Source organism: Psychrobacter nivimaris (assembly GCF_904846365.1).
GTDB classification, from domain to species: domain Bacteria; phylum Pseudomonadota; class Gammaproteobacteria; order Pseudomonadales; family Moraxellaceae; genus Psychrobacter; species Psychrobacter nivimaris_B.
The window spans coordinates 37,634-63,514 of the sequence record NZ_CAJHAL010000001.1 but is presented as its reverse complement, the minus strand read 5'-3'; the positions used below and the strand labels follow the sequence as shown (position 1 = coordinate 63,514).

Sequence of the window (25,881 nt, the reverse complement as noted above, 5' to 3'; positions counted from 1 at the left end):
CGTTACGTTATAATCCTCTTTTAGTTTGTCTTTATACAAACACAAAATCATTCGTACCATCCCCTGCCTTTTTATTACGATTGATAAGCGCTTCATCGCCTTATCGACCTTTAACTGTATTTGAAATATTATGAGTGAATCATCATTACGCACCGCCGCTATCCCTGTCACTGACCCTGAAGCAGGGTTACGTCTGACTGAGATTTTTTATTCCTTACAAGGTGAGGCAATCACCTCAGGCTTGCCGACGATATTTGTACGTCTAACAGGCTGTCCGCTGCGCTGCGTCTATTGTGATACCGAATATGCTTTTACTGGCGGCGAACGACAATCATTAGAAACCATCATAGAAACCATCAAAGGTTATCCGTGCAAGCGCATCTGTCTGACTGGTGGTGAACCATTAGCACAGCCAAATGCCATTGAGTTGATGAAACGTTTGCTGAGCGATGGGTATGAGATATCCCTTGAGACCGCAGGCGCACTCACGGTAGAAAACGTGCCAGCAGCAGTCAGTAAGGTAATGGATCTCAAAACGCCAAGCTCAGGCGAAGTCGATAAAAATCTATGGTCAAACCTCGACTATCTCACTCAGCATGACCAAATCAAGTTTGTCATTATGAATCGTACAGATTACGACTGGGCAAAAGCTAAATTGACCGAGTATAAGCTAAACGAACTGGTCGGCACGGTGTGGTTCTCTCCAATGTTTAACGTCGCAGATGATGTCGATGAACAGCTTAGCCCTGAAGTACCTGTATTGGCGCGCGAGCTAGCAGAGTGGATGTTGGCTGATGCCTTGCCAGTTCGCTTTCAGCTGCAATTGCATAAGATCATCTGGGCAGATGCCAAAGGCAAGTAACTATCAGCAAGTAATTATCAGCAAGTAACAAACAAAAAGTGTGAACACGTTGAGTGCCATGGATAAGGTAGCGGTATGATCAAACTCATTTTACTGGGCTTGCTAGCAGGTGCGTTTTTTAGCTCGACATTTATCTTAAATGAGCTTATGAGTAGCGCAGGTGGACATTGGTTTTGGTCAGCGAGTCTACGCTATGTCTTTATGCTATTGATTATCACCGCCATTATTGCGATGCAACATGGCTTTGGTCGTATTAAAGCGCTAATAATGATTTTTCTACAGCATTGGGGCTTTTGGTGCATTACTGGCAGTATTGGGTTTGGACTGTTTTACACCGGTATTTGCTATGCCGCAGATCATGTTGCGGGATGGGTAGTAGCGGCTACCTTTATGTTTACCGTCGTCACCAGTCTGCTTGTGCTATTGGCATTTGGTCAACGTTTTGATAAAAAATTTATCGTATATGCTGTCATTGTCTTTATCGGTGTGGCGCTCGTCAATATCAGCGAAGGTCTGCATGCTGCTTCTATAACCGACACCGTCCCCATGTCTGACATGCTGCTTTACGGTGCGCTACCTGCTCTTATCGCTGCTTTTAGCTACCCAATTGGCAACCAGCTGGTTTGGCAGGCTTCTCATAATGCCCGCCGGCGCAATACTGAATTACAGAAGGCAGCAGAGTTGAACGCTCAAAAAGCTAGTATTGGTATTGATATCAGTGAGCAGAGTGAACCGCTCATATCCGAAGCTTATGATTTGCCCGCTACGACATATGATGCCACCGATATTGATAGCGTACTTCAAAGTAACAACACTGCGGCAACCTCATCCCTACAAAATCTAATTGCTCGTATTCCTTCTATCGAAACCACGCTACTGCAAAATGCCTTTAACAAAGTGTGGCTAATGACTCTTGGGTGTTTGCCATTTTGGCTGTTTTTGGGCATTATAGTGCGCCCTGACCAGCCCCACGCCTCACAAATAATCAATACGTTGCTCGTTGCTCTATTAGCAGGCGTGGCAGCGACCACTATATTTTTGTATGCGCGCGAGCAAGCTGTTACTTCAAGCGAGGTTGCAGGCGTTGACTCAACCCAAGCCAGTGAAGTTATCTTTGCTTTGATTGGGGGTATATTATTGTTAGATAACGCCATACCTTCGGCGATGGGACTGGTCGGTATAGGGCTGATTATTGTAGGGCTGATATTATTTGCAAAAGACGGCTAAATGGCACTATAACACTACGCCCATTTCGTCACAGTTATGCATTGAATAGCCACCTAAAAAACACCTATCACTTTGATGATCTCGATTTGGCACTATAACCATGGGTAATGCTTTGATTTTTCCTGATATTCTATTATATTTATTGGACATGGTTGGCATTGTTGCCTGCGCGATTGCAGGGACTTTGCTTGCGCAGCATAAAGGCTTTGATATTGCTGGGTGTATCTTGGTGGCGATGGTCAATGCCATCGGCGGTGGTACTTTACGTGATATGGCTCTCGACCGTCATCCTCTATTTTGGATGACTGATCTTAATTACGTGATCGTTATCACGGTGACCTCTCTTATTTTACAAATCTTCTTTCATCTTTATCATAAGATTGATAATGCGTTAAAGCTCTTTGATGCCATTGGTTTGGCCGCTTTTAGTGTCATTGGTTTTAAGGTGGCCTTAACCCTAGACATGTCTCCCCTCATTGCTATTATGATGGGCGTCTGGACTGCCATTATCGGTGGTTTGCTACGTGATATCATTTGTAATGAGATTCCGCTAGTACTACAGCGTGAGATTTATATTACTGCCAGTATCGCAGGGTCTGTGACTTATTTATGCTTACAGTATTTCGGAGTCGGTGCCAGTCTCAACGAATTTATTATGCTGTTTGTGATCTTTGCAGTTCGTATGCTCGCGCTCAGATTCGACTGGCATCTGCCTTCTATTCGACTCGTAAACTGATTAATTGAGCAAGACTCTACGTAGATAGCCTTTGTTTGACTGACAATAATTGAAAATAGTGAGAACTGCCCATGTTGGCTATCGTATTGGACCCTACCGTACTGATCACTACTTTTGACCCGCGCTCTTTGATATATTTCTTCGATATGATTGGCATTATCGCCTGTAGCGTTTCGGGCACGATACTTGCCAAGCACAAAAACTTCGACGTCTTCGGCTGTCTTCTCGTGTCTATTGTCACTGCTATCGGCGGCGGCACGGTACGTGATGTCATTCTCGATCGCCATCCGTTATTTTGGATGGTAGATATGAGCTATCTGACCCTTATTACGATTTCATCGCTAGCGATGCAGATATTTTTTCATCCAAACTCTAGACGAGTGGATAAGTTCCTCAAGCTTTCTGACACCATTGGTCTGTCAGCATTTACACTGATCGGTATCAAAGTCGCTGACAGTATGGGCGCCAATGTGCCTGTAGCGCTATTATTAGGTGTAATTACTATCGTGGTTGGTGGCATCATTCGCGATATGATTTGCAATGAGATTCCATTGGTACTACAGCAAGAGATTTATATCACGGCAGCGTTGACGGGTGGCGTGCTGTACTTTGCTCTAAAGAATTTAGGCGTGACAGATTGGGTAGCTGACATCTCTACGATGAGTACGATTTTTACTTTGCGTATGCTTGCTATTCGTTACGATTGGCAGTTCCCCACACTAGAGTGGAAATACTGATACTAGGGCGTGTCTTCATTTCAAAAATACCAACGCACCCATATTTGAGCGCGTCTAGTATTATCGGTTTGACATTGTCGCTTTACCCTTGCTCTACCACAGCCAAATCTTTAACCATCAGCTGTAAGCTTTGTTTGCCATTCCATTCATTGATGTCTAGCTGAAACAACAAATGGACTTGCTTAGCACGGTAATCCCACGCCTCATTATCGAAGTTAAAGTAAATTGCCTCTATTGGATATTGAACGTCTGGATAGCGCAGCGATAACTTAAGATGTTTGTCTTTTAAAATCTTAAAGCTCAGTACCTCAAACACACCATCAAATATTGGGGGTGCAAACCCATGACCCCAGATACTGGCATCGGCTAAATGCTCGGCAAACCATAAGCTAAAATCGCTTGCTTGCAAAGGTCCATCGGTGAATTTTTGCTCTGCAAATACCTCATCATCCATCTGAGCCATCACTTCATTAAAAGCTGTGACAAATGCCTCAAAGTTGCGGCGCTTGAGGGTCAGGCCTGCTGCCATCGCATGCCCGCCGAAATGACTGATTAAGTCTGGATAACGCTCAGCAACTTGTTCAATCGTATCACGGATATGTACGCCAGCGATAGAACGTGCAGAGCCTTTAATGGCACTATCTTCATCTGTTTGTTCATTATCTGCTGGTGCAAAAACGATACTGGGTAAATAATGGCTTTCTTTTAAGCGACCAGCGACAATGCCAATAACTCCTTGATGCCAGTCATCTTGGTACAGAATAATGCTACGAGCGCCTGAATTGTTGGCTTTAGCAGTAGAGACAGCTTGAGTAATTATGTCATTGTTACTCGCATTGTTATCGCTATCACCATTCGCCCTATCGTCTTTATTATCTTCAGTGGCCAATGCTTGTACGATACTATCAGCTTGCGCACGCATCTCGCCCTCTACATGACGACGCGTACGGTTCAGCTGTTCAAGCTCTTGTGCCAAACGTTGTGCAGTACTCCAGTCCTCAGTCAATAAGCATTCGATACCGATGCGCATATTATCCATGCGCCCAGCAGCATTGATACGTGGGCCTAATACAAAACCGAAATCCTGCGCATGAAGCTGCTTGGGATCACGGCCCGCTTGCTCAAGCAATGCCAATATTCCCATACAGCAGCGGCCTTGACGAATAGCTGACAATCCGTGATGTACCAAGATACGGTTGTTTTTATCCAGTACCCCAACGTCTGCAATCGTCCCAAGTGCGACCAAATCTAAATATTGGCTCACCTGTACCGTAGACTTGCTAGCTTCGCGGCGCAGCTTTGCTAATCGTCCGAGCACATAGAACGCAACTCCAACTCCGACCAATGCTTTACTAGCAAAGTTACAACCTAGCTGATTGGGATTGACTACCGCTTCAGCATGTGGCGTCTCTTTGGTCGTGAGATGATGGTCGGTGATAATTACCGTGATACCATCAGCTTGGGCGCGTGCCACCCCTTCATGACTTGAGATACCATTATCAACAGTCACTATCATATCTGGCTGAAAAGTCTCAATACCTAACTCGACAATCTCTGGCGTCAGGCCATAACCGTACTTAAAACGATCTGGTACTAGGAAATCAACGACCGCACCCATCTTTGTGAGCGCGCGCATCATTAAAGCTGTACTGGTGGCACCGTCACAGTCGAAGTCACCAACGATCAAGATACGCTGACGCTCATCAATCGCCACATCTAATAAGCGCACGGCTTCAATGACACCGTGCAGGGCCTCAGCAGGCAATAGACCTGACAGGCTAGTCTCCAGCTCATCAGGCGCAGTGATACCTCGCCCTGCATACAGACGGGCAAGCGTGAATGATTGAGCGGCAAATGGTTGCAGCGCGGCGGGCAACTCGTCGATGCGAGTGCTGGTATAACGGGGGGTTAAATTTAGCATGAGCGTATTCTACTGGCTTTAGTAGAGGCTCACAATGACAATTTATACTACCTTTGTATATCATTAGGCATTGTGCAACCTGATGAATAATGTCCATACATTAATGATAATTGATACCGCCATTTTTATAGCTCATGTAAATCACCTTCGTTTAATCACTTACAAAAAAGGTGCACAGTGTGAGTAATTTCATTCATTTTGCTACAAAGCAATGATTGTAAGCCACGCATAAATCCATAAAATAGTAAGCAACTGAAGGATTTGTTATCTATTGAACTTTTTATCATTTATATTTTAATTATTTATAAGGACACTTTATGAAAACCACGCCACTTGCTGAAAAACTTCCAAATACTATCGACCCTAACCTAGACCTTGATAAAGTCAAAAAAGAATGTCAAGGAATGGTAAAAAGACGCGCTAGAGTTTCTGCTGGTGTAGCGGTTGTGCCAGTGCCATTTTTTGATGTAGCAGTTGACGCGGGCATGTTGACGCAGTTGATTCCAGAGATTAGTGAGCGTTTTGGTCTCATTGAAGACCGTCAATCAGCCATTAACTTGGAATCTCGCGAAGTGCATTGGAGCGCAGTAAAAGACCGTACGGTAGATTTCGCTGGGCTAATGGCAACACGTGGTATCGTCAAAAAAACTATCCAAGGTTTCGGTGGTCGTATCGCTGCCAAACAAGTTACTAAGTTTATCCCACTTGGTGGTCAACTGGTTGCTGCAACTATGGGCTATACCATTTTTAAGAAAATTGCCAATGACCATATCAATGAATGCTATAAATTGGCAAAAGATATTCAGCAAAAAGAACACGGCAAAAACGTATAAATAAGCTGAATAGCTTGGTCTATATTAAGCCAGTTAAGTGATTACTTAGCTGGCTTTTTTGTGGTTTATACATATAGGTTATAGAGTTCTAAAATAACATGCGCTTGTGGTTAATGATGTCATTACTAGGTTTTACTGATAATATACAGCTTTATTTATGACAGACACCTTAAAGGACTAACTTATGAAAAAAATCTTGGCTTCAACGATTATGCTAGCCACTTTTGCCTTGGCGGGATGTACCACAACAGGTGCTACAAACAATGGTACAGGTACAGCAATCGGTACTGCAAATGAGATCGGCATGAATGTTTTTAGAGCTGCGATCGACAACCAATGCCGTAGCCAAATTGAAAAACAAAACGCGTGGCGTGTTGCAAGCGTCGCCATGACAGAAGCACAGCAAGAATCTGTTAAAACCAATGTTTGTGGCTGCGTCAGTGAGCAAGCACCGCAGCAAGTGACGATTGTTGAACTGGGCAACGCCGCGATTGACTCTCAGTACCGTACTCAGTTAGTCGCACAAGTCGTCGCCAAATCTCTACAGAGCTGCTATACAAGCTTTGTTCAATAGAACAATCAAATAACTGGTTAGAATAAAAAATAATAAAAAGGGTGCGTTATACATAACGCACCCTTTTTATTGCTAATAGATTAGTTCAGTTCTTAGCCTAAAATTTATTTGTGTCAGCTGGTTGAGACGTTATAGAAGCAGTAAAAGGTAACGATTGGCTACGACGGAAATACTTCGAGGTGCTATCAATAATTTTATCTACTTCCTTAATTAAATCATTAATCACATCATCATAAATACCATGATATAGCTCTTTTTCAAATGCTGTAAATGGGTGCTTGCGCGAAGCTGAACCCACCTCAGTGACACCGTCTTTACTATAAAAAATATCTACGCGACCATCACTATTCAACACACAATTTAATAGTCCGCCTTCAATCTCCATCTCTACGCGTTCTGGCATAAAAATATAGTCATCTACATTGATAAGCTTTTTCTCTACTTCTCGTTTAAAAAATGATTTGATATCAAACATAGGTACATCCCTAACTTTATAATTATAAGATACGTGAGCATGCCGAGCACTGTGACTGTTACCCAGTATTCATCTGTGTGATTAACGGGTCATGCTTTACTCAGTTATCCTATAAGATAGCGTTAGATTATTTAAGGTGCGATATGTAAAACTGCGTTTGATGTTGGTAAAAATGTGCGATTGATTTTGACTGGGATATAGACCCAACAAAACAGAACCAGAAAAATATACCCAACAAAAAAAGCTACCAATAAGCAACTTCCTTTTTTATTATTGAACTGCATTAACTGACTTAATTAAACCCAGCCCTTTTCACGAAATGATTTGAGTACTTCTACAAATACTGCCATCTCATCAGGTCTGCCAAGTGTTAAGCGATTAAAGCCAGTGATTGGCGCAAACTCACGCCCGACCGCAATACCATGTTCGCGCATTCTATCGATATAGATTTGCACATCGCCTTGTATCTCATGAAATATAAAGCTCGCTTGTGATGGCAAATAGCGCAAACCAAGCTCATCTAATGTTTGCTCAACCAGCTGACGCGATTGATTGGCTGTACGTAAGCTCAATGCTAGAAATGCTTCATCATCAAGCGTCGCTAACGCAGCTACAGCACCTGACAAATTGGTATTATCAATCGAGATAAATGCTTCTAATCTAGCAATCGTTTGCGGGCTAGCAACTGCATAGCCGACACGCATGCCAGCGAGTGCACATAGTTTTGAGAAAGTACGCACCACAACGATATTTTCTGAGTACTCCTCTCGTATCCATGCGACACCACTCTCAAAACTTGGATCAGTCACATACTCTGAATAAGCTTCATCTAATAAAAAGTAATAGTTACTTGGTGCATGCCCTACCCATTCTTTGAGCTTTACTGTGTCAGTAATAGTCGACGTTGGATTATTTGGATTGCACAGATAAAACAAGCTAATACCGTCAAAGTCATCAGCGACTTTTTGCATGCTTTGCAAGTCAAAGGCATAATTTTCAGTGGTCAGCGGTACTTTTACCACAGGCACATCGATGGATGTCGCGTATAACTCAGCATAGGCAAAGGTTGGATGCGGCACGATAACTTGGAACTTCTTGCCTTCTACCAAAGCTTGATTTTGTAGCATTTGGACGGCAGTACGAATATTTTCACTAGAGCCACTGCCTAGAGAAATTTGACTCTCTGTCACATCATTTATCTCAGCAACTTTGGTAATCAGCGCCGCACGTTGGTCATCGGGATAACGAAAACCGATGTCTAGAGAGTCGATAACCGCTTGTTTGGCAGCATCTGACATGCCGAGTGAGTTTTCGTTAGAGTTTAATTCTATTAAGTTATTGGTAAGCACAGTGAATAATACGCCTAGATTATGTCCATTCCAAAAATTTAGTCTGTGTTGATAATGTGAGCTATAAAAACAGTAAGCCTAGCCTACCAAGAACATTACACGTACTCGGCTTATTAGCTTGTGCCTTAAATTTTTGAAATATTATATGGATGGTGAGGTTTATGCGGATATGGTAAGTGGCAATGCGGTGTATTACAAGTATTCTGCACATTCCGATATTGAATAACCCATAAAAAAGTGGGGTACTCAAAAAGCACCCCACCTTCGATATTACTTAGCCTCTTTTTAGCTTCAATATTCGACCTACGCTATCAGATTAAATGTGCTTTTAACTCCAGCACTTTATCACGCGTTTTTGCTGCTTCTTCAAACTTCAAATCACGCGACATTTGCTGCATTTGCTTCTCTAGACGTTTGATTTCTTTGGCAAGCAGATCAGGGCTACGCAAGATATTGATATCCACATCTGGCAAATTACTCTTAACTGGGATAGCTTGATTGTCATTGGCATCCAAGCTTTCACCCGTATCAATCTTGTCCGTGATACTACGGCGAGCACCTTTTGGCGTGATATTATGCTCAAGGTTAAAGGCAATCTGCTTATCACGGCGACGATCCGTCTCATCTATCGCCTTCTGCATACTTGGCGTAATGCGATCAGCATAGAGAATAGCTTTACCATTCAAGTGACGGGCGGCACGACCAATGGTCTGAATAAGCGAACGCTCTGAACGCAAAAAGCCTTCTTTATCGGCATCAAATATCGCTACCAATGATACCTCTGGCATATCCAAGCCTTCACGTAATAAGTTGATACCGACCAGCACATCATGCACGCCAGTACGGAGCTCATGGATAATCTGCATACGCTCAACAGTATCGATGTCCGAATGTAGATAGGCGACCTTTACATCGTACTCTTTAAGGTAACTGGTCAGATCTTCCGACATACGCTTAGTCAATGTGGTAATCAGTACACGCTCGTCCTTTTCACGGCGTTTGGTAATCTCTGATAACACATCATCGACTTGCGTCAAGACTGGACGTATCTCAATCTCAGGATCAATCAGACCCGTCGGACGGACGACCTGCTCTACGACTTGCTCGCTATGCTCAAGCTCATATAGCGCTGGCGTAGCACTGACATAAATGGTTTTGGGCTTGATACGCTCCCATTCTTCAAACTTCATCGGACGGTTATTCATCGCACTTGGCAATCTAAAACCATAATTGACCAAGTTTTCTTTACGTGATCTATCGCCTTTATACATCGCGCCAATCTGCGAAACCGTCACGTGCGACTCATCAAGGAACAACAAGGCATCTTCTGGAATATAATCAAACAATGTCGGCGGCGCTTCCCCTGATGGACGACCAGAGAGATGCTGCGAGTAGTTTTCGATACCGTTACAGTAACCAAGCTGCTGAATCATCTCTAAATCATACTGTGTACGCTCTTTGAGGCGCTGTGCTTCAATTAACTTATTATTGTCACGGAAGTACTCTAAACGCGGCTCTAATTCAGCACGAATCGTATGACTGGCAGCTTCTAACTTATTGCGCGGCGTCACGTAGTGCGACTTTGGATAAATGGTAATACGTGGCACGCTGCGTACCGTCTTACCCGTTAAGGGATCAAACCACGTAATCTTCTCGACTTCGTTATCGAATAAATGCACACGTACCGCTAGCTGCTCAGACTCAGCAGGATAGATATCTAACAGCTCTCCACGCAAACGATACGTACCACGGCCAAAATCTAGCTCGTTACGTGTGTACTGCATCTCAACCAAACGCTTGATAGTCGCTGTACGATCGATGTTATCGCCCACAACGACATGCAATAGCATTTTTAGATAACTTTCTGGATCACCCAAACCATAGATACAAGATACTGAAGCGACGATAATCGCATCACGACGCTCTAACAAGGCACGCGTGGCGGACAGGCGCATCTGATCAATATGATCGTTAATAGCGCTGTCTTTTTCGATAAAGGTATCACTAGCAGCGACATACGCTTCTGGCTGATAGTAATCATAATAGCTGACAAAATATTCGACCGCATTATTGGGGAAGAACGATTTAAACTCGCCATATAGCTGAGCGGCTAGCGTTTTATTGTGCGCCATGATAATGGTCGGACGCTGAGTTTCAGCAATGACCTTTGCCATGGTATAGGTCTTACCAGAGCCAGTCACACCCAATAGCAACTGCTCGTCCATGTCCGAATTGATACCGTTAACTAGCTTTTTGATGGCTTGCGGCTGGTCGCCTGCTGGCTCAAAATCAGTAACCATCTCGAAGGCACGACTTGATATTTGCGTCCCTGACGCATTAACACCACTAATTTCAGCTTCGCCTTGGAGCTGAGTGGCCAATTGATTTAACTGACGCGATGAGCGCGGTTCAGGCATTCGCATAATGGCTTTCTTCTTCTTAAGGTTTATAACAATATGGGGTCTGAGCAGCGGTTTTTAAAGGAGAATAAGGAGTCTCATCCTATAATTAAAACACTGTCTCGCTGCCCAAAAATATGAGTGTATAAATGTACGGTTTATCAGAAATTAAAGCTTAATATTAGCGGATAAAACTTACATCGTTATAAAAAACGCACACAGTATTCGATAAATTTACAAAGCTTTTCACGGTTAACAAACTCGTTACACGACCACTCAACAAAGCCTAACACTCAAGGGTTCCAACACTGAGTTAAGCTGCTATTATCATTCTTGAATTAACAAGTTGATGACTTTTCAGTACTAGTGAGCAGTATTGATGAATTGAAAGATTTATAGCAATTCATATTGTTAGCTTTAACTTAATTGTCATCGAATAGAAGACCAATAAAAATACATTGAACTTTCATTCAATATAATAATTTTAAATAAATGACGGAGTAAAATATGAGAGAACGTTACGCAAGTGGTATTTCAGACGAAACTGCGAAAAAAATGATTGATTTATTAAACGCTAACCTAGCAAACGTTATCGATTTAACATTAGATGGCAAACAGTGCCATTGGAATCTACAAGGCACTGGCTTTATCGGTGTACATCAATTATTAGATGAGACATCAGATCGTATCCTTGAAGTATCAGATACTATCGCAGAGCGTATTGTAATCTTAGGTGGTCAACCAAATGGTTTGGCAAGTCGCGTAGTAAAAGAGTCTATCCTAGATGACTACCCAACCGACATCACTGAAGTAGATCAGCATGTACGTGAGTTAACTAGCCGCTACAAGAAAGTCGCAGAGACATTGCGTGAAGCGATTGCTACCGCTGGTGATGCAGGTGATGAAGACACCGCTGACTTGTTTACAGAAGCTAGCCGTATTGTTGATAAAGATGCATGGTTCATCGGTGCAAACGCACCAAAGAAATAGTACCGTTTAAGTTAAAAAATTACTAAGTACTAAAGTTATAAGAAAAGCCGTCACTCATGACGGCTTTTTTGTGTTTTGATTTTTGAATTTAGAAAGTGTACTTAAAAGTATTCAATAGGATTTCTCTACCACATACTTAATCTACTAGGGCGTGTCTTCAATTCATCTTACAATGAACGATAGTACACGCCAGATAAAGCATTGACTTAAAATTACGCGCTAACTTCTCATAGCGAGTGGCGATACTACGAAAGTGTTTAAGCCTTGCAAACATATTTTCAACAAGATGACGCAGCTTGTACAAATAGCTATCAAACTCTGGATTAGGCTGTTTGGCGTTCTTCCTTTTAGGAACGACAGGTATCATATTATGGCTGCGAGCTTTGTCTCTGATACACTCTGAGTCATAGCCTTTATCAGCGATAAAGTAATCTGCCTGTCCAATCATCTCAATCAATTCACCTGCAATTTGACTGTCGTGGACGTCACACCCAGTGATTTTAAAATGGAGCGGATATCCATCGGCATCACAGGATAGGTGTATCTTTGTAGTTGCTCCGCCACGGCTTTGTCCAATTGCTCGCTCTTCACCACGCCGAGCTCCACTTGCATGCTGATGACAGCGAACATAGCTTCCGTCTGTGAATACCCATTCCGTATCAACTTCTTTTCGTAAGCCAAAAAAAAATCCGCCCATAAGCCAGTTTTCGACCAGCGGTTGAAACGACTATAGGCTGTTTTCCACGAACATAATTCTTCAGGTATGTCACGCCAAGGCGCCCCTGTGCGTAGTTTCCACAGTATGGCTTCCATGATCTCTCGGCTGTTTTGAGTTTGATAGCAGCCGTACTTTATCATCGTCGATTGCAATTGATCCCAAAGCGTATCTGTTAATGCTTTTCTTGCCATAACTTGTATTTCTCGCATCGACTCAATAGATGCGGTATTGTAACTATTATTTAGGGCTTATCCAATTGAAGACACGCCCTAAGCTTTTAAATTAAATATTCTCTAAACTTAGCAGCTCAGCGTTAGGTTCGGACAGTGTCAAGATAGCCTCTTGAAAGACTGGATTACCTCTGAATAGATTTTCAATCTCTTCAAACTTCTGTGCGATATGCTCTTCTTTTTGATTGCCTGCGATATCTACTGCCGCCACCATAAATATCTTCTTTGGACCGACCCACTCTAGGTGCAGATAGGACACACTATCGATATCTGGATGATTTAGCAGCTCGCTCAAAACGTATTCGTGCATCCGGTCAGTGACTCTATGCCCGACTAAGAAATCTCGGTTACGACTAATCAAGAATATCGCGACGACGCCCAATAGTAGACCGACAATGATAGACCCTAACGCATCCCAATATGGTTCGCCCGTATAAGCGTGCATACCCATAGCAGCAGCGGCAATCACCAAACCGATGACTGCTGCTAAATCTTCAAAGAATACGCCGCGCAACGTTGGGTTGGACGTATCTACGACATAGCCAAGTGCACTGATATCGAGCGCTTCACCATGCTTTTTACTTTGTCTGTATGCCTGAATCAATGAGATCCCTTCGAGCACAAACGCTACTGCCAATACGATAAAGCCAATCGTATAGTTAGCCTCAGACTCAGTAGCGTTCCATTCCTTAATACCGGTATAGATAGAGACAATCGAACCTGCCGTAAATACACCGAAAGCCGCAATCATCGACCAAACGTAAGACTCTTTGCCATAGCCTAACGGATGGCTTTTATCAGCAGGTTTGATCGATTTTTTTTCTGCGACGATGAGCAAAGTACCATTACCAGCATCTGCCCATGAGTGAGCTGCCTCTGCAATCATGGAGGCTGAGCCTGTCATAAAGGCGGCAACTGTTTTCGCGATTGCAATAACCAGATTGGCTCCAACTGCAATTAACACGGTAATGAGTGAGCCTGAATGCTCATCATTGGTTTCGGGGCTTTGATTAAGGGTATGTTTTAATTCAGGGTCATTTGGAATTTTAGGATTGCCCGCCCCACGCGCGCGAGGTGTTTGCGCCTTAGGAGAGGCTGGTAGATGGCGCTGGGGATTAGCAATAGATGGCTTTAGACTCATGCTAGACTCACTGAAATAACGTATTTATATAGAATTTTTGCCGTAGATAGATGGCTTGAAATATATATCAGCTTAAAATAAGCGCTCTACAATATCAGTGTCTTTTTAGTGAGTCGTTGTATGAATTATTAATTTAATAAAACTAGATAACTTTATACAATTTTAGATAGCTTTGAATAACTTTAGATAAATTAGGCTACTTTTCCACCTCGGCATTTTCTTCGTGTTCGCTAAACTGCTTGTTAATTTCTTCGAAGTCGCAACTAGGACGATGTGAGCTTTCCATACGCAGTTTCTTTCGTTCTTTAGCCGCATCAGCTCGACATTGCTGCATCTTGTTTTTGATATCGAGTGGCGGTGCGGATGTCGGTTTACCATTGTCATCGATAGCCACCATCGTAAAGTAACAGCTATTGGTATGACGGACGGTACGACCGCGCACATCTTCTGCTTCGACGCGGATACCTACTTCCATTGAGGTGTTACCAACATAATTGACACTGGCGGCAAAAGTAACCAGCTCGCCCACATATATCGGCTCACGGAACATCACCTGATCGACAGACAGTGTCACCACATAGTTACCACTATAGCGACTGGCACAAGCATAAGCGACCTGATCAAGCATCTTGAGCAAATCCCCACCATGCACATTGCCAATGAAATTCGCCATATCAGGTGTCATCAGTACTGACATATATAGCTCGTGGTTTAATGGGGCTTTTTTGGCAGTGGAGCTGGTATTGTATTGCGGCATAATATTCCTTAATGGGTTAACACTTATTTATTATGTCTACCATTTATACAGCAGGTCGCCGTATAGCACAAACAGACCTCTGTCATTGGACAGTCTAAATTGTGTAAATCAGGGCTATTTAAACAGCATTAGGGCGTGTCTTCAATTCAATCGATAGTCATCTAAATGGGTTAAAAATGGCTAAATCTTGCCAAATGGCGTCAAATAGCTGACTAATATCTCGATATTATCTGCGCTATTTTCCTTGTTTGACTGCGATTTATCTCATTTTTATCACCATTTTTAAAATGAGGACACGCCCTAGATAAGCCAAAATAATAAGCTTTAGGCCAACCAATGAAAGCGATACGCAAGCCATGCCACTATCGCACTCACTGAACCGGTCAAAATACCACCCCATACAAAGTCAACCAACGCTGTATCTAGCGTAAAGCCTTTATACAGTGCCAAATTGGTAAAGTCGTATGTTCCATAAGCCATCAAGCCAATCAGCCCGCCGAGTAAGAAGATATGACCAACGGATGCGCCAGCTTTGATTTGCGGATACAGAACCAAAATACAAAGCGCCAATATATAAAACATATAAAACACGCCAGCCGCCATCATGTTTGGCTCATCAGCCAATAGATGCCCGATACGCGACTCATAAAAGGCGCCTTTCATGGTCGTTAGCCATACAGCATCGACACCCAAAAAGATAACCACAGCAGCGAGATAAATAAAAACGTAACCCATGATATTACCTCTTATAAAATGAATAAAAACGGATAAAATTTATAGTGTCAGTCTTGGTTGAATAAAGTCTAAAAATGCCAGAATACGCGAAGATACGGCACTGTTTTTGTAATATACCGCCTGTATGGCTTCGCGGTTATTTGGTCTGACTATCGCCTCGGGCAATACCTCAACCAATCGTCCAGATTTCAAATCTTCACCAATCATAAAATGTGACAATAAAGCGATACCTTGGTGATTTAAACATAGCTGACGCAGGGTCTCGCCGCTACTGGCTGTCATGTGGAAATTCAGTTTAACTGGTGTTTTTAGTGGCCAGCTATTTAGTTTTGACGCATCGTTAAAGCCAATTAACTTATGGGTGCTCAAATTATCAATATTCAAATCCTCAATATGAGTCACTTCATTATACTGATGTAAATATTCAGGACTGGATACTAGCCGCAGCTTACTTTTACCTAATAGACGTGCATGCAAATTTGAGTCTTTTAAATCGCCAATTCTGATAGCCAGATCCGTTTTGTGCTCAAGCAAATCGATAATATTGTCATGCGAGGTAAGGTCGAGAGTAATGTGTGGATATTGCGCCACAAAATCACCAACCAAAGGCGTCAATTGATGAAAGACAAACGGGCTCGCGGCGTCAATTCGTAGATGCCCACTCGGCGCTTGTTTTAACAGCTTAATCGCTTCTTCACCGGTATATAACGTATTTAAACTCTCACGCGCATATCTTATAAAGACATGCCCTTCCTCCGTCAGCTCCAAACGCCGTGTCGTTCTATTTAGCAGCGTACATTGCAGCGTGTCTTCGAGTCTGGACACTGCACGAGATACTTTGGCTACTTGCTGATTCAATAAGTTGGCAGCGCCAGTAAAGCTGCCCGTGTCTACTACCGTCAAAAATATCTCTATGTCTTCTGTTTTAGCATGTCCCATCATCATGATTACCTTTACAAAATTAACAAAGGTATTTTGTCATTTGTGCTGTTTTTTGCAAACTATAAATCGGTCAAACTACGCGCATCATTTAATTATTAGGATGTCGTTATGCCACTCGCTTTATGGGCGCTTACTCTAAGCGCATTTGCAATTGGGACAACCGAATTTGTCATCGTTGGATTGGTACCAACTATTGCCGCCGATCTGGGCGTGAGCTTACCTTCAGCAGGGTTACTCGTTAGCCTATATGCTGTCGGTGTTGCTATCGGTGCCCCTATACTCACCGCACTCACTGGCCGCTGGAACCGCAAAATAGTACTGATGAGCCTAATGGGTCTGTTTGTCATCGGCAACTTGCTGGCTTGGCAAGCACCCAGTTATGAAACCTTAATACTTGCCCGTATCTTGACTGGTCTGGCACATGGTGTGTTTTTCTCTATTGGTTCCATGATTGCTACTAGCCTTGTCAGTAAAGAAAAAGAAGCCAGTGCAATTGCCATTATGTTTACCGGACTCACTGTGGCGCTCGTCACTGGCGTCCCCCTTGGTACATGGATTGGACAGCATTTCGGTTGGCGCGCTACGTTTTTGGTCGTCTCAGCACTGGGCTTAATCGCTTTAATTGGTAGCGCGATATTAGTACCAAAAAACCTAAAAAAATCTATCCCTGCAACCTTCAAAGAGCAATTACAAGTCATTGTAAAACCGCAATTACTACTGGTCTATCTAATGACTATTCTCGGCTATGGCGGTACGTTTACGGCATTTACCTACCTAGCACCTATCTTAGAACAGCAAACCAAATTTGCGCCATCAGCCATCGGTCTTATCATGCTCGTATATGGCGTGTCCGTTGCTATCGGTAATATCTGGGGCGGCAAACTTGCAGATAAACGTGGCCCTATTAGTGCGCTTAGCATTATATTTAGCGCCTTAAGTGTCATTCTTTTATTATTCACCTTTACTATGCAATCCAAGATCGCTGCTGTACTCACTATTTTGGTATGGGGTGCTTTTGCCTTTGGTAATGTACCGGGCCTACAAATCTACGTGGTCAAACAAGCTGAAAAATATACACCGAACGCTGTCGATGTCGCTTCTGGATTGAACATTGCTGCATTTAATATCGGTATTGCACTGGGCTCAGTCATCGGTGGTAGCGTGGTTGAAAATATGTCACTGCAAGATACAGCTTGGATCGGTGCTGTTATCTCTTTAATGGCATTAGCGGTAACACGCTATTCAGGTCTACTTGATAAGCGTGCCCTGCAAACATCATAGAACCTTTCGATGTAGAACTTTTCAATGTACAACCTCTCAACATATGTGTCTCAAACTGTTCATGCAGTATGAGACTCTATGAATGTTATGAACAAACCATATCTGTATCACTTAACTTATACCGATGCTGTGTCTGCCCTATCTTCTTCACTAAATGTCTCATTGTTCAAAACCGTTTTATGATTTAAGACAGCAGATGGCAAATCGGAAAAATGCAGCGTATCAATGTTGTTAGGCTTCACCGCAGTGACTTGAACCACACCGATGGTACGCTCCAAGAATCCCCCTTCGCAGTAACAGAAATAAAACGCCCATAGGCGGATAAAGGCATCGTCATAGCCAAGCGCTTGAATTTCTGTACGCTGCGCCATAAATGCAGCACGCCAGTCACGCAGCGTGTACGCATAATCAAAGCCATAATCATGTAGTTGCTTGATGACCATGTCCGTCTGCTCAGTAAACTGTGTCGTCAGCTCTTGGTTGGATAGCAGACAGCCCCCTGGGAATATATGTGTCTGGATAAAATCGACCGAATCGATATAGTCTTGATAATTCTGATCATTAAAAGTGATGGCCTGCAATACCATAAGACCCGTCGGTTTGAGCAAGCTATTACATTTAGCAAAGAACGTCGGTAAGTACTCATGTCCCACCGCTTCAATCATCTCGATACTGACCAGTTTGTCGTACTCTCCCGTCAGATCACGATAGTCTTGCTTAAGAAGCGTGATCTTATCAGACAATCCTGCCGCTTCGACTCGTCTCTGCGCCTCATCATATTGCGCATCAGAGATAGTCGTGGTGGTCACATGGCAGCCATAATGAGTAGCTGCATAGATAGCGAATCCGCCCCACCCTGTACCAATTTCAATCACACGATCGTCTGCATCGAGTTGCAAGCGTTGGCAGATTAGCGACAGCTTGTGCTGCTGAGCATCGCTGAGCGTCACGTCAGGCGTAGGATAGACTGCTGATGAGTACATCATCGTATCGTCCAAAAAACGCTCATACATGTCATTACCCAAATCATAATGCGCTAGGATATTGGATTTGGATCCAGATTTGTCATTGCTACGTAGTTGATGCTTCGCTTTTTCAAATGCTTTACTAATACCAGCAAAACGATTTTCTAGTTTATTGAGTACGGCTAAGTTACGAGCTGCCAAACGAATCAAACCTGTTAGATCATCCGTATCCCACTCACCATCGATATAACTGTCTGCTAGCGCGATAGAGCCGCCAAGTAATAGCTGGCGATAGACAGCAGAATCGTGAATCTCTAGCGTCACATGTAGCGAATGGCGACCAACTGCCGAGCTACTAGCGTCGTTAGTAGCTACTTTACCAAAACTACTTGTCTTAGGTTCCTGCTCGTCAAATGTTTCAATCAGCGTGAGGCTACCAAACTGAACGTGCTGTAACGCACGAAAGATAAGCTTTCTAGCTAAGTGATTAACACTATTGCTGACTGGCTGTAGTGCAGCACTTTCATTAACCACTTTGCTCACACGAGCAGTTAATTTTTCTAGTTTTGTGACTGGTGCTCGATCGGTCGGTCGTGCTGGCATCGTGTATTTATCCTTATTTAAATGCTTTATTTTTAGTGATTCATTTTTAGTATTACATTGACAAAATTTTTGGATTGTTGATATTTGAAAATTGCTGTAACTGTAAGACATCTTTTTGCGATCAAGACTGCTGGCTGCTTTTCTGTTGACTGCTTTTCTGTTGACTGTCGGCCAACTTTTCATCATAGTTGATATATGGCACTTTTTTTATCGCATAGAGCTTAAACGCATGCCAATAAATACGGGTTAAGGACGTTATATTCATCAGAGGGTTTTTTCGCAAGCTATGACGAACAGCCTCTTCTGTCATCGGTACGCCTGATATCTTTATACCAGTTTTTAGCACTTCACCGCGCTCATCGCTGATATTGATAGCAATACGAACTTGTAATCCAGTATTAGGCAGCTCATCCGTTTTAGTACCTTTTACTGTGACCTGCCAGCGGTACAGCTGATCGATAGGGTTAAAAGGTGATACGTGAAAATCCTTGTCATGACAGAACTCAGTGTCTTCTCCTTCTAATAAAAACCCATAGTAATGGCGCTTGTCCCATGGCGTATTAGACACTTCAGCCAACAAATGAGTGGGCGTCTGCTGCGCATCAAACCCCAAGTAAAAATTAACTGGGCTAAAGTACATGCCCGCATTACGGCAGACAAGCAATCCCAACATATCTCCTTGAGGCGCGCTTCCTGCATATTTTTCAAATGCTCGGCTTAGACGTTTTTCTAGTGCTTGAATAGACTGTCCGTTACTATCATGTTTTTCATTGTTACTTAGGCTATTAGCACTCTGTAGGTCAGTATGCTGTAAATAATCATCAGCACAGAATCGTTGTAGCGCCTTTTTCTTTGCTGAAAATAGAGGCAGACCTTTTGCTAGTAGCTTTTTCGGTAATACTTTACGTAATGGTAATTTCCCTGAAACTTTACTCTCATCAAATGCTGCCGTACTAATTTCAGGAAGTTCCTGTCCTGCCGCGAGCGCGCTAATATTGACGCCCCAATAGCGATACGGATAAACAAATTTATTCACACTAGGTAGCAGCCGACTGTGCCATGTCGTACCCTCAAACAGCTGATGCGGCAATGCAGTGGTACCATAAGAAGACTCATGATTTGGCGTAGCATTGGTATCTTGGGCGGATATGGTCATAAATAGTCTCTTGTGTAACGTCGTACTTTTATATGGCGAATCTTTCAAAACACTTAGAATACATAGCGGCATTAATCGTCATATTATTTGGTTTTACGGCGACCGAATAAGCCACGTTTCTTATATTGGCGCGTATCAGCAGTTGAACTCTGCAAACGATTAGCATACTCGACCAGCTCCTGATTGGTTGTCGCTATGGTTACTTCGCGCTTGTTCAGTTTACGTAATTTGGTATCCGCTTTTATAGGTAAGTCTTTATAACGAAACGGCGTATGCGCGCTATCAGCATCAGGTAAATGAGCTGGATCAACCTCGTCTTTTATATCAATATCAAAACCGAGTGCCTGACAGACACGTAATCCACTGCGTACGCCGTCTTCATGAAAGCCATTAAACCAATAAGCCCCGCAGAAATGTGTGTGAGAACCGTTACTAGAGATACTCGACCATTTAGTCTGCGCATCAATCATCGCAAGATCAAACACTGGATGACTATAATCGATGCTCTTAACTATCTGCTTATCATCAACGCTTTTACTGTCTACAGATGGGTTTAGTGTGACTAAATAATTGTGTTTTTTGGTCAAGCGTTGCAAAATATTCATATGATAAGTCAGCACTGGCTTTGCAGGTACCTGTGCGTTTCCAGACGCCTGCTCATCCTTAGCATTGCCTGAAACTGTTTCATCTATTAAGTAATTCCAGCTTGCCCATGCCAGTGGTTTCTTAGGTAAAACACTGGTATCGGTGTGCAATACAGCCGTGTTTTTAGTAAAGCGGAAATGACCTAATACTTCAGATTCATTGGTGCTCGCATCCTTTAGAATCTTTAGCGCAGTATCTGCATGACAAGCAAAGATCACATCATCGAATACAAGATTTTCGCTACGGTTGTCAGCGTTATCTTTATCCTGCACTGTCAAAGCATTCTTCACCGTCAAAATCACTTGCTCACCATCACGAACCACAGACTGTACTGGGCTATTGACTCGTATCTTGCCACCCGCTTTGATAAAGCGTGGAATCAGTTTATTGACGTACTGCTTTGAGCCGCCTTTTATCGTAAACCACTGCGGACGATTGACCACGTCTAGCAACCCGTGGTTGTCAAAGAATTGTGCAAAGAACACCAGTGGGAAATCTTGTACTTCATCTAAACTGGTTGACCAAATAGCCGAGACCATTGGTAGTAGATAGTTATCGGTAAATAGCTGACCGTATTTCTTTTGTGCCAAATAACCACCGAGCGTTTGTTCTGCAAAGCTACTAACGTCTTGTCCTTGAGAGCGCGCACTATCGTAATCTTGGCGTAGCTGTTTGATATGCTTATTAAACTGCAAAATATCTTTGATAAATTGCCAGAACTTTGGATTAAGTACATTTTTACGTTGTGACAATAAAGTGTTGAGCGTATGACCATTGTATTCAAAATGACGTACGGTATTTTTGACAGAAAAGCTCATGTCTGTTGCCTGAAACGGCACCTGCAACTCATGAAGCAAACGAAAGAAGTTCGGGTATGTGCGCTCATTAAAAACAATAAACCCTGTATCTATCACACTACTCTCTACATTGCTACTCTTTGCTTTTTTACCGTCTTGTAGTGCCACATCAATCGTGTTTACATGCCCGCCGATATAGTCATTGGCTTCAAATACCGTCACATCATGTTGCGTACCTAAATAATGGGCACATGTCAGTCCTGATACACCTGAGCCAATGATAGCAATACGTTTCTGGGTAGTCTGATGGTCAGAATCTGTTGCAGCATCGGTAGCATTTTTTTGGTTACTTGCACGCTTGAAACGAGTAAACGGCATAAAAGCATTCCCTTCTGTATTTTTCTGTCGATATGATGGCTGAGAGTTCTATTAGATAAGAGCTCTATTAACAGTAGATTATTTTTTATTAAGTTTTTCACTAACTTGCTGCCAGATCAAATCAGGCAACGTACCTAAGGCTTTTAATGGCATGGTTAGTTTTTTTGGAAATTCAATCACCTCATGTCCGCTCTCGATACCATCGCGTATGGCTTGACTGGCCTGCGCTGGCGTCTGGATAAATGGCATCGGAAAGTCATTCTGTTTGGTCATCGGTGTCTCAACAAAACCAGGCACGACTAAGCTAACTGACACATCATGCGGAGCAAGGCTAATCTGTAGGGTCTTCATCAGATAATGAATAGCAGCTTTTGAGCTACCATAGGCCTCAGCGCGCGCAAAAGGTACATAAGCAGACGCTGAACCGATACCGACCAAGCGACCTTTTGAAGCGATTAGCTTTGGCAGCACTCCCTCTATCGCATGAGACAACGTACCCATATTGACCGACATGACTTTCATAAAGACACTGCTATCAAAGTTCGGCATATCTAAGTACTCGCACATGCCAGCACCGCAAATCGCTAGATCGACATTGTCGATTTTTTCAAAAGCTTCGATGACCTTTTCTCGATCCATTAAGTCTAAATCAATCGTTTCCGCGCCTAACGCCTGAAGTTCAGACAACGCTTCGTCGTCACGGCCAACTGCATATACATGATGTTCTGCTAGCAGATAGTCTTTTGCCAACTGCTTACCAATGCCTGACGTCGCCCCAGTAATGAGAATATGTAATTTTTCAGTAGAATCTGTCATCGCAAATATCCTTTTTGAGTATTCTTATCTTTTTAAGTATTTTCATAATATGGAATTAATGTGCTTAAACTGATTGCTTAACGAACCTTAGAACTTTGATAGCAACTAGCTATTAATTATCGTTATTCTGCGCAAATATCATTGGTCGCATTTCATTAAGCTATAAGCCATTTTATTTAACGAATCTAAATAATTATAGTGGTCGGCTACAGGTTTATTGTTGTGTCTTCGCAATCGTCTGGGCTCAAGCTTAATCTCAGCGTGTTATTTACTACTTTCACAAGGATGCTGCTATCACAAGCAACGACACAAGATTCTGTTACTAGCGTCATAAGACAGCTCAATATCAGCATGCTACAATGCAAAAACTAGCAATCGCGTCGTTTGCCGAAGCATCATCACCATCATCTATAATCGAATGACCGCCGTATCAAGGTAAGATAACACTATCTTTTTTCAAACTGCATGACATCTTGTCCTGATAGCAATGAAAACGTTATATAATTAATATCAGATTTTCACCAACCCCACCCTCATATAAAAAAGGATCTCTCATGAGCGAGTTGCAACTGTCTGACCGCGTCAACAACATCCAACCATCACCTACGCTAGCGATTACCAATAAAGCCAAAGAGCTAAAAGCAGCTGGTAAAGATATTATCGGTTTGGGCGCTGGTGAACCTGATTTTGATACTCCTGAACACATCAAAAAAGCAGCAATCGACGCAATCAATAATGGCTTTACTAAATATACAGCTGTCGATGGTACGCCAGAGCTAAAAACAGCCATTATCGAAAAATTCAAGCGTGACAACGACATCAGCTATGAGCCAAACGAAATCCTAGTATCGGTCGGTGGTAAGCAGTCATTTTTTAACCTTGCTCAAGCATTTATCAATCCTGGCGACGAAGTCATCATCCCAGCACCATATTGGGTCAGCTATCCTGACATGGTTATCATCGCAGAAGGCGTGCCAGTCATCGTCAAATGCCCAGCTGAACAAGATTTCAAAATTACTCCTGAGCAGTTGGAAGAAGCCATCACTGACAAGACTAAATTGTTAGTATTAAATAGCCCATCTAACCCAACGGGTATGATTTATACGTTAGATGAGCTAAAGGCCATCGCTGAAGTATTGAAAAAGCATCCACAAGTCTATGTAGCTTCAGACGATATGTACGAGCACATCCGCTGGACAGGCGATAAGTTCTACAATATCTTAAACGCGGCACCTGAGCTAAAAGATCGCGCCATTATCTTGAACGGTGTGTCTAAAGCGTATGCGATGACGGGCTGGCGTATCGGCTATGCGGGTGGCCCTGCTAAGCTAATTGGCGCGATGAAAAAGGTACAGTCACAGTCTACTTCATGCCCGACATCAATCAGCCAAGTGGCTGCCGAAGTTGCTATCAGTGGTGATCAGAGCGTACTAGAGCCGATGGTAGCCGCTTTTGAGAAACGCTGTGACCTAGTCGTAGATGGTCTAAATGCCATTAAAGGCATTACCTGCCTACGCCCTGATGGCGCATTCTATGTATACCCAAATATCGTACCGCTCATCAAAGCGGCTGGCCTGTCATCATGTACTGAATTCTCAGCATGGTTATTGGACAAAGTAGGCGTAGCAGTCGTACCTGGTGATGCGTTCGGTCTTGGCGGCTATATGCGTATCTCGTACGCTACTGATGAGGCAACATTGAAAGATGCCCTATCGCGTATCGAAAAAGCAGTGGCTGATTTAGACGTTGCTGAATAAATCGTAAATAGCAACGAGTCTTACCGCTGTTCATTAAAAAGACGCCCTATACACTCTATAGGGCGTCTTTTTTTGCGAGAGTCTTAGACATAATTAGGAAAAACACGCTATCTCATCATTAAAATGACAATTTTTACTAATTATGCAAAAAAAGGCTTGACGTATTTTTTAACTTTGCTAGAATACGCCCCACTTAGCAAGAACTCGTTAGAGACTTCTAAGGCTCGTTGTAAGCGATTAAACACTTACAGCCTATTCTCCAATAGCTCAGTTGGTAGAGCAACGGACTGTTAATCCGTGTGTCCCTGGTTCGAGCCCAGGTTGGAGAGCCACATTTTAGTAGTAATTTTCTTGAGTCAACTTTGATTCAATTATGGCATTTGCCAAAACCCTCATCAATTTGATGAGGGTTTTTTTATGCGTATCATTTAGGTTCTGTTGAACATTCAAATGTGGTACTGGCAGTGACTATTTTTTAGACAATACGCAGTGAAATTTTTGACGCCTAGTCGTTCTAGGTTAGACAATTTCGCCATGTATTGGCAAAAAATAGCCCTGCCCTCCACTCGAGCACAGCTCTCGTCTTGCAAACGGGCAAAGCAGTGCTTTACTCAATCCGTTCTCAAGGCTGATGCTAAAATCACCTCAAACGTTGTTGCAAGCCTAGTTAAGGTCTCGACATTATCGTCGGTTTACGCCTAGTTTGATGCGATTTTCGCGATCAGCAGTCCTAATATTTGGATGTTCAACAGACCCTAATATTGATTATCTATTTTACCATTTTGATAAGCGCTAATAACTACTTTATCTCATACTTGATTATGACCATGATATTTAAAAGTAAATATCATAGTCAC

General features: G+C 42.8%; 22 protein-coding genes and 1 tRNA gene. 10 read left to right on the top strand and 13 right to left on the bottom strand.

The window, feature by feature from the left end:
• Positions 1 to 130 precede the first annotated feature (130 nt).
• The 4 genes from queE to JMX63_RS00270 all read left to right on the top strand — a co-directional run bounded on the left by queE (position 131) and on the right by JMX63_RS00270 (position 3,562).
• Positions 131 to 862 carry a 7-carboxy-7-deazaguanine synthase QueE gene (gene queE, locus JMX63_RS00285; protein WP_057760883.1) on the top strand — a complete coding sequence of 244 codons (732 nt, stop codon included), beginning with the start codon at positions 131 to 133 and terminating at the stop codon, positions 860 to 862.
• Positions 863 to 937: 75 nt separating this feature from the next.
• Positions 938 to 2,089: a multidrug resistance efflux transporter family protein gene (locus JMX63_RS00280; RefSeq protein ID WP_201569855.1), complete on the top strand. Its 1,152-nt coding sequence runs from the start codon at positions 938 to 940 to the stop codon at positions 2,087 to 2,089.
• A 100-nt stretch (positions 2,090 to 2,189) separates the two neighbouring features.
• Positions 2,190 to 2,825 (top strand): trimeric intracellular cation channel family protein, encoded by a 636-nt coding sequence (locus JMX63_RS00275; RefSeq protein ID WP_057760886.1) that lies wholly within the window; start codon positions 2,190 to 2,192, stop codon positions 2,823 to 2,825.
• 71 nt (positions 2,826 to 2,896) lie between these two features.
• The gene (locus JMX63_RS00270) at positions 2,897 to 3,562 is read left to right on the top strand and encodes a trimeric intracellular cation channel family protein (RefSeq protein WP_057760888.1); all 666 of its coding nucleotides are present in this window, start codon (positions 2,897 to 2,899) and stop codon (positions 3,560 to 3,562) included.
• Between the two features lie 82 nt (positions 3,563 to 3,644).
• Here JMX63_RS00270 and recJ read toward each other — a convergent pair whose 3' ends face one another.
• A complete protein-coding gene (recJ, locus tag JMX63_RS00265) occupies positions 3,645 to 5,483 on the bottom strand; it encodes a single-stranded-DNA-specific exonuclease RecJ (protein ID WP_201569853.1) in 1,839 nt (612 codons plus the stop codon).
• A 317-nt stretch (positions 5,484 to 5,800) separates the two neighbouring features.
• Here recJ and JMX63_RS00260 point away from each other — a divergent pair, with 317 nt between their 5' ends.
• Positions 5,801 to 6,316 carry a hypothetical protein gene (locus JMX63_RS00260; protein ID WP_057760892.1) on the top strand — a complete coding sequence of 172 codons (516 nt, stop codon included), beginning with the start codon at positions 5,801 to 5,803 and terminating at the stop codon, positions 6,314 to 6,316.
• 184 nt (positions 6,317 to 6,500) lie between these two features.
• Complete coding sequence (locus JMX63_RS00255; protein ID WP_201569851.1) at positions 6,501 to 6,890, top strand: hypothetical protein; 390 nt, start codon at positions 6,501 to 6,503, stop codon at positions 6,888 to 6,890.
• A gap of 97 nt (positions 6,891 to 6,987) precedes the next feature.
• Here JMX63_RS00255 and JMX63_RS00250 read toward each other — a convergent pair whose 3' ends face one another.
• From JMX63_RS00250 to uvrB, 3 genes are all read right to left on the bottom strand, one after another.
• Positions 6,988 to 7,365 carry a hypothetical protein gene (locus JMX63_RS00250; RefSeq protein ID WP_165597842.1) on the bottom strand — a complete coding sequence of 126 codons (378 nt, stop codon included), beginning with the start codon at positions 7,363 to 7,365 and terminating at the stop codon, positions 6,988 to 6,990.
• A 296-nt stretch (positions 7,366 to 7,661) separates the two neighbouring features.
• The gene (locus tag JMX63_RS00245) at positions 7,662 to 8,714 is read right to left on the bottom strand and encodes a pyridoxal phosphate-dependent aminotransferase (protein ID WP_227673185.1); all 1,053 of its coding nucleotides are present in this window, start codon (positions 8,712 to 8,714) and stop codon (positions 7,662 to 7,664) included.
• 311 nt (positions 8,715 to 9,025) lie between these two features.
• On the bottom strand, positions 9,026 to 11,137 hold the full coding sequence (uvrB, locus tag JMX63_RS00240; RefSeq protein WP_101206411.1) for an excinuclease ABC subunit UvrB: 2,112 nt from the start codon (positions 11,135 to 11,137) through the stop codon (positions 9,026 to 9,028).
• A 483-nt stretch (positions 11,138 to 11,620) separates the two neighbouring features.
• Between uvrB and dps the strand changes: the two genes are divergently transcribed.
• Positions 11,621 to 12,103: a DNA starvation/stationary phase protection protein Dps gene (gene dps / locus JMX63_RS00235; protein WP_057760902.1), complete on the top strand. Its 483-nt coding sequence runs from the start codon at positions 11,621 to 11,623 to the stop codon at positions 12,101 to 12,103.
• A gap of 157 nt (positions 12,104 to 12,260) precedes the next feature.
• Here the strand turns inward: dps and JMX63_RS00230 are convergent.
• The 5 genes from JMX63_RS00230 to JMX63_RS00210 all read right to left on the bottom strand — a co-directional run bounded on the left by JMX63_RS00230 (position 12,261) and on the right by JMX63_RS00210 (position 16,629).
• Positions 12,261 to 13,012, bottom strand: a protein-coding gene (locus JMX63_RS00230) for an IS5 family transposase (RefSeq protein ID WP_201569849.1) whose coding sequence is annotated in 2 segments (ribosomal slippage) — positions 12,261 to 12,805 and positions 12,805 to 13,012 — 753 coding nt in all. Because the reading frame shifts where the segments join, the coding sequence is not laid out codon by codon here.
• A gap of 91 nt (positions 13,013 to 13,103) precedes the next feature.
• Entirely contained in the window at positions 13,104 to 14,192 is a 1,089-nt protein-coding gene (locus JMX63_RS00225; protein ID WP_179798333.1) for a cation diffusion facilitator family transporter, read from the bottom strand.
• A gap of 196 nt (positions 14,193 to 14,388) precedes the next feature.
• Positions 14,389 to 14,949: an acyl-CoA thioesterase gene (locus tag JMX63_RS00220; protein ID WP_101206408.1), complete on the bottom strand. Its 561-nt coding sequence runs from the start codon at positions 14,947 to 14,949 to the stop codon at positions 14,389 to 14,391.
• A gap of 324 nt (positions 14,950 to 15,273) precedes the next feature.
• Positions 15,274 to 15,684: a DUF2177 family protein gene (locus JMX63_RS00215; protein WP_201569847.1), complete on the bottom strand. Its 411-nt coding sequence runs from the start codon at positions 15,682 to 15,684 to the stop codon at positions 15,274 to 15,276.
• A 39-nt stretch (positions 15,685 to 15,723) separates the two neighbouring features.
• Positions 15,724 to 16,629 (bottom strand): LysR substrate-binding domain-containing protein, encoded by a 906-nt coding sequence (locus JMX63_RS00210; RefSeq protein WP_265089079.1) that lies wholly within the window; start codon positions 16,627 to 16,629, stop codon positions 15,724 to 15,726.
• A 105-nt stretch (positions 16,630 to 16,734) separates the two neighbouring features.
• On the opposite strand from JMX63_RS00210, the gene JMX63_RS00205 reads away from it, so the two are divergent.
• Positions 16,735 to 17,907, top strand: a complete 1,173-nt coding sequence (locus JMX63_RS00205; RefSeq protein WP_201569845.1) for an MFS transporter — start codon at positions 16,735 to 16,737, stop codon at positions 17,905 to 17,907.
• A gap of 116 nt (positions 17,908 to 18,023) precedes the next feature.
• Here the strand turns inward: JMX63_RS00205 and JMX63_RS00200 are convergent, their stop codons facing one another.
• The 4 genes from JMX63_RS00200 to JMX63_RS00185 form a co-directional block, all read right to left on the bottom strand.
• Complete coding sequence (locus JMX63_RS00200; protein ID WP_201569843.1) at positions 18,024 to 19,475, bottom strand: SAM-dependent methyltransferase; 1,452 nt, start codon at positions 19,473 to 19,475, stop codon at positions 18,024 to 18,026.
• A 121-nt stretch (positions 19,476 to 19,596) separates the two neighbouring features.
• Positions 19,597 to 20,631 (bottom strand): DUF1365 domain-containing protein, encoded by a 1,035-nt coding sequence (locus JMX63_RS00195; protein ID WP_201569841.1) that lies wholly within the window; start codon positions 20,629 to 20,631, stop codon positions 19,597 to 19,599.
• An 83-nt stretch (positions 20,632 to 20,714) separates the two neighbouring features.
• Positions 20,715 to 22,451 (bottom strand): NAD(P)/FAD-dependent oxidoreductase, encoded by a 1,737-nt coding sequence (locus JMX63_RS00190; RefSeq protein WP_201569839.1) that lies wholly within the window; start codon positions 22,449 to 22,451, stop codon positions 20,715 to 20,717.
• 78 nt (positions 22,452 to 22,529) lie between these two features.
• Positions 22,530 to 23,267, bottom strand: coding sequence for an SDR family NAD(P)-dependent oxidoreductase (locus tag JMX63_RS00185; protein WP_201569829.1), 738 nt, complete (start codon positions 23,265 to 23,267; stop codon positions 22,530 to 22,532).
• A gap of 554 nt (positions 23,268 to 23,821) precedes the next feature.
• Here JMX63_RS00185 and JMX63_RS00180 point away from each other — a divergent pair.
• Both JMX63_RS00180 and JMX63_RS00175 read left to right on the top strand, forming a co-directional pair.
• Complete coding sequence (locus JMX63_RS00180) at positions 23,822 to 25,024, top strand: pyridoxal phosphate-dependent aminotransferase (RefSeq protein ID WP_201569818.1); 1,203 nt, start codon at positions 23,822 to 23,824, stop codon at positions 25,022 to 25,024.
• 256 nt (positions 25,025 to 25,280) lie between these two features.
• A tRNA-Asn gene (locus JMX63_RS00175) sits at positions 25,281 to 25,356 on the top strand.
• Positions 25,357 to 25,881 lie beyond the last annotated feature (525 nt).

Bases quoted from the DNA above. Each gene is read 5' to 3' on its own strand.
- queE (WP_057760883.1), top strand. From the start codon at position 131: ATGAGTGAATCATCATTACGCACCGCCGCTATCCCTGTCACTGACCCT.
- JMX63_RS00280 (WP_201569855.1), top strand. From the start codon at position 938: ATGATCAAACTCATTTTACTGGGCTTGCTAGCAGGTGCGTTTTTTAGC.
- JMX63_RS00275 (WP_057760886.1), top strand. From the start codon at position 2,190: ATGGGTAATGCTTTGATTTTTCCTGATATTCTATTATATTTATTGGAC.
- JMX63_RS00270 (WP_057760888.1), top strand. From the start codon at position 2,897: ATGTTGGCTATCGTATTGGACCCTACCGTACTGATCACTACTTTTGAC.
- recJ (WP_201569853.1), bottom strand. From the start codon at position 5,483: ATGCTAAATTTAACCCCCCGTTATACCAGCACTCGCATCGACGAGTTG.
- JMX63_RS00260 (WP_057760892.1), top strand. From the start codon at position 5,801: ATGAAAACCACGCCACTTGCTGAAAAACTTCCAAATACTATCGACCCT.
- JMX63_RS00255 (WP_201569851.1), top strand. From the start codon at position 6,501: ATGAAAAAAATCTTGGCTTCAACGATTATGCTAGCCACTTTTGCCTTG.
- JMX63_RS00250 (WP_165597842.1), bottom strand. From the start codon at position 7,365: ATGTTTGATATCAAATCATTTTTTAAACGAGAAGTAGAGAAAAAGCTT.
- uvrB (WP_101206411.1), bottom strand. From the start codon at position 11,137: ATGCGAATGCCTGAACCGCGCTCATCGCGTCAGTTAAATCAATTGGCC.
- dps (WP_057760902.1), top strand. From the start codon at position 11,621: ATGAGAGAACGTTACGCAAGTGGTATTTCAGACGAAACTGCGAAAAAA.
- JMX63_RS00225 (WP_179798333.1), bottom strand. From the start codon at position 14,192: ATGAGTCTAAAGCCATCTATTGCTAATCCCCAGCGCCATCTACCAGCC.
- JMX63_RS00220 (WP_101206408.1), bottom strand. From the start codon at position 14,949: ATGCCGCAATACAATACCAGCTCCACTGCCAAAAAAGCCCCATTAAAC.
- JMX63_RS00215 (WP_201569847.1), bottom strand. From the start codon at position 15,684: ATGGGTTACGTTTTTATTTATCTCGCTGCTGTGGTTATCTTTTTGGGT.
- JMX63_RS00210 (WP_265089079.1), bottom strand. From the start codon at position 16,629: ATGATGATGGGACATGCTAAAACAGAAGACATAGAGATATTTTTGACG.
- JMX63_RS00205 (WP_201569845.1), top strand. From the start codon at position 16,735: ATGCCACTCGCTTTATGGGCGCTTACTCTAAGCGCATTTGCAATTGGG.
- JMX63_RS00200 (WP_201569843.1), bottom strand. From the start codon at position 19,475: ATGCCAGCACGACCGACCGATCGAGCACCAGTCACAAAACTAGAAAAA.
- JMX63_RS00195 (WP_201569841.1), bottom strand. From the start codon at position 20,631: ATGACCATATCCGCCCAAGATACCAATGCTACGCCAAATCATGAGTCT.
- JMX63_RS00190 (WP_201569839.1), bottom strand. From the start codon at position 22,451: ATGCCGTTTACTCGTTTCAAGCGTGCAAGTAACCAAAAAAATGCTACC.
- JMX63_RS00185 (WP_201569829.1), bottom strand. From the start codon at position 23,267: ATGACAGATTCTACTGAAAAATTACATATTCTCATTACTGGGGCGACG.
- JMX63_RS00180 (WP_201569818.1), top strand. From the start codon at position 23,822: ATGAGCGAGTTGCAACTGTCTGACCGCGTCAACAACATCCAACCATCA.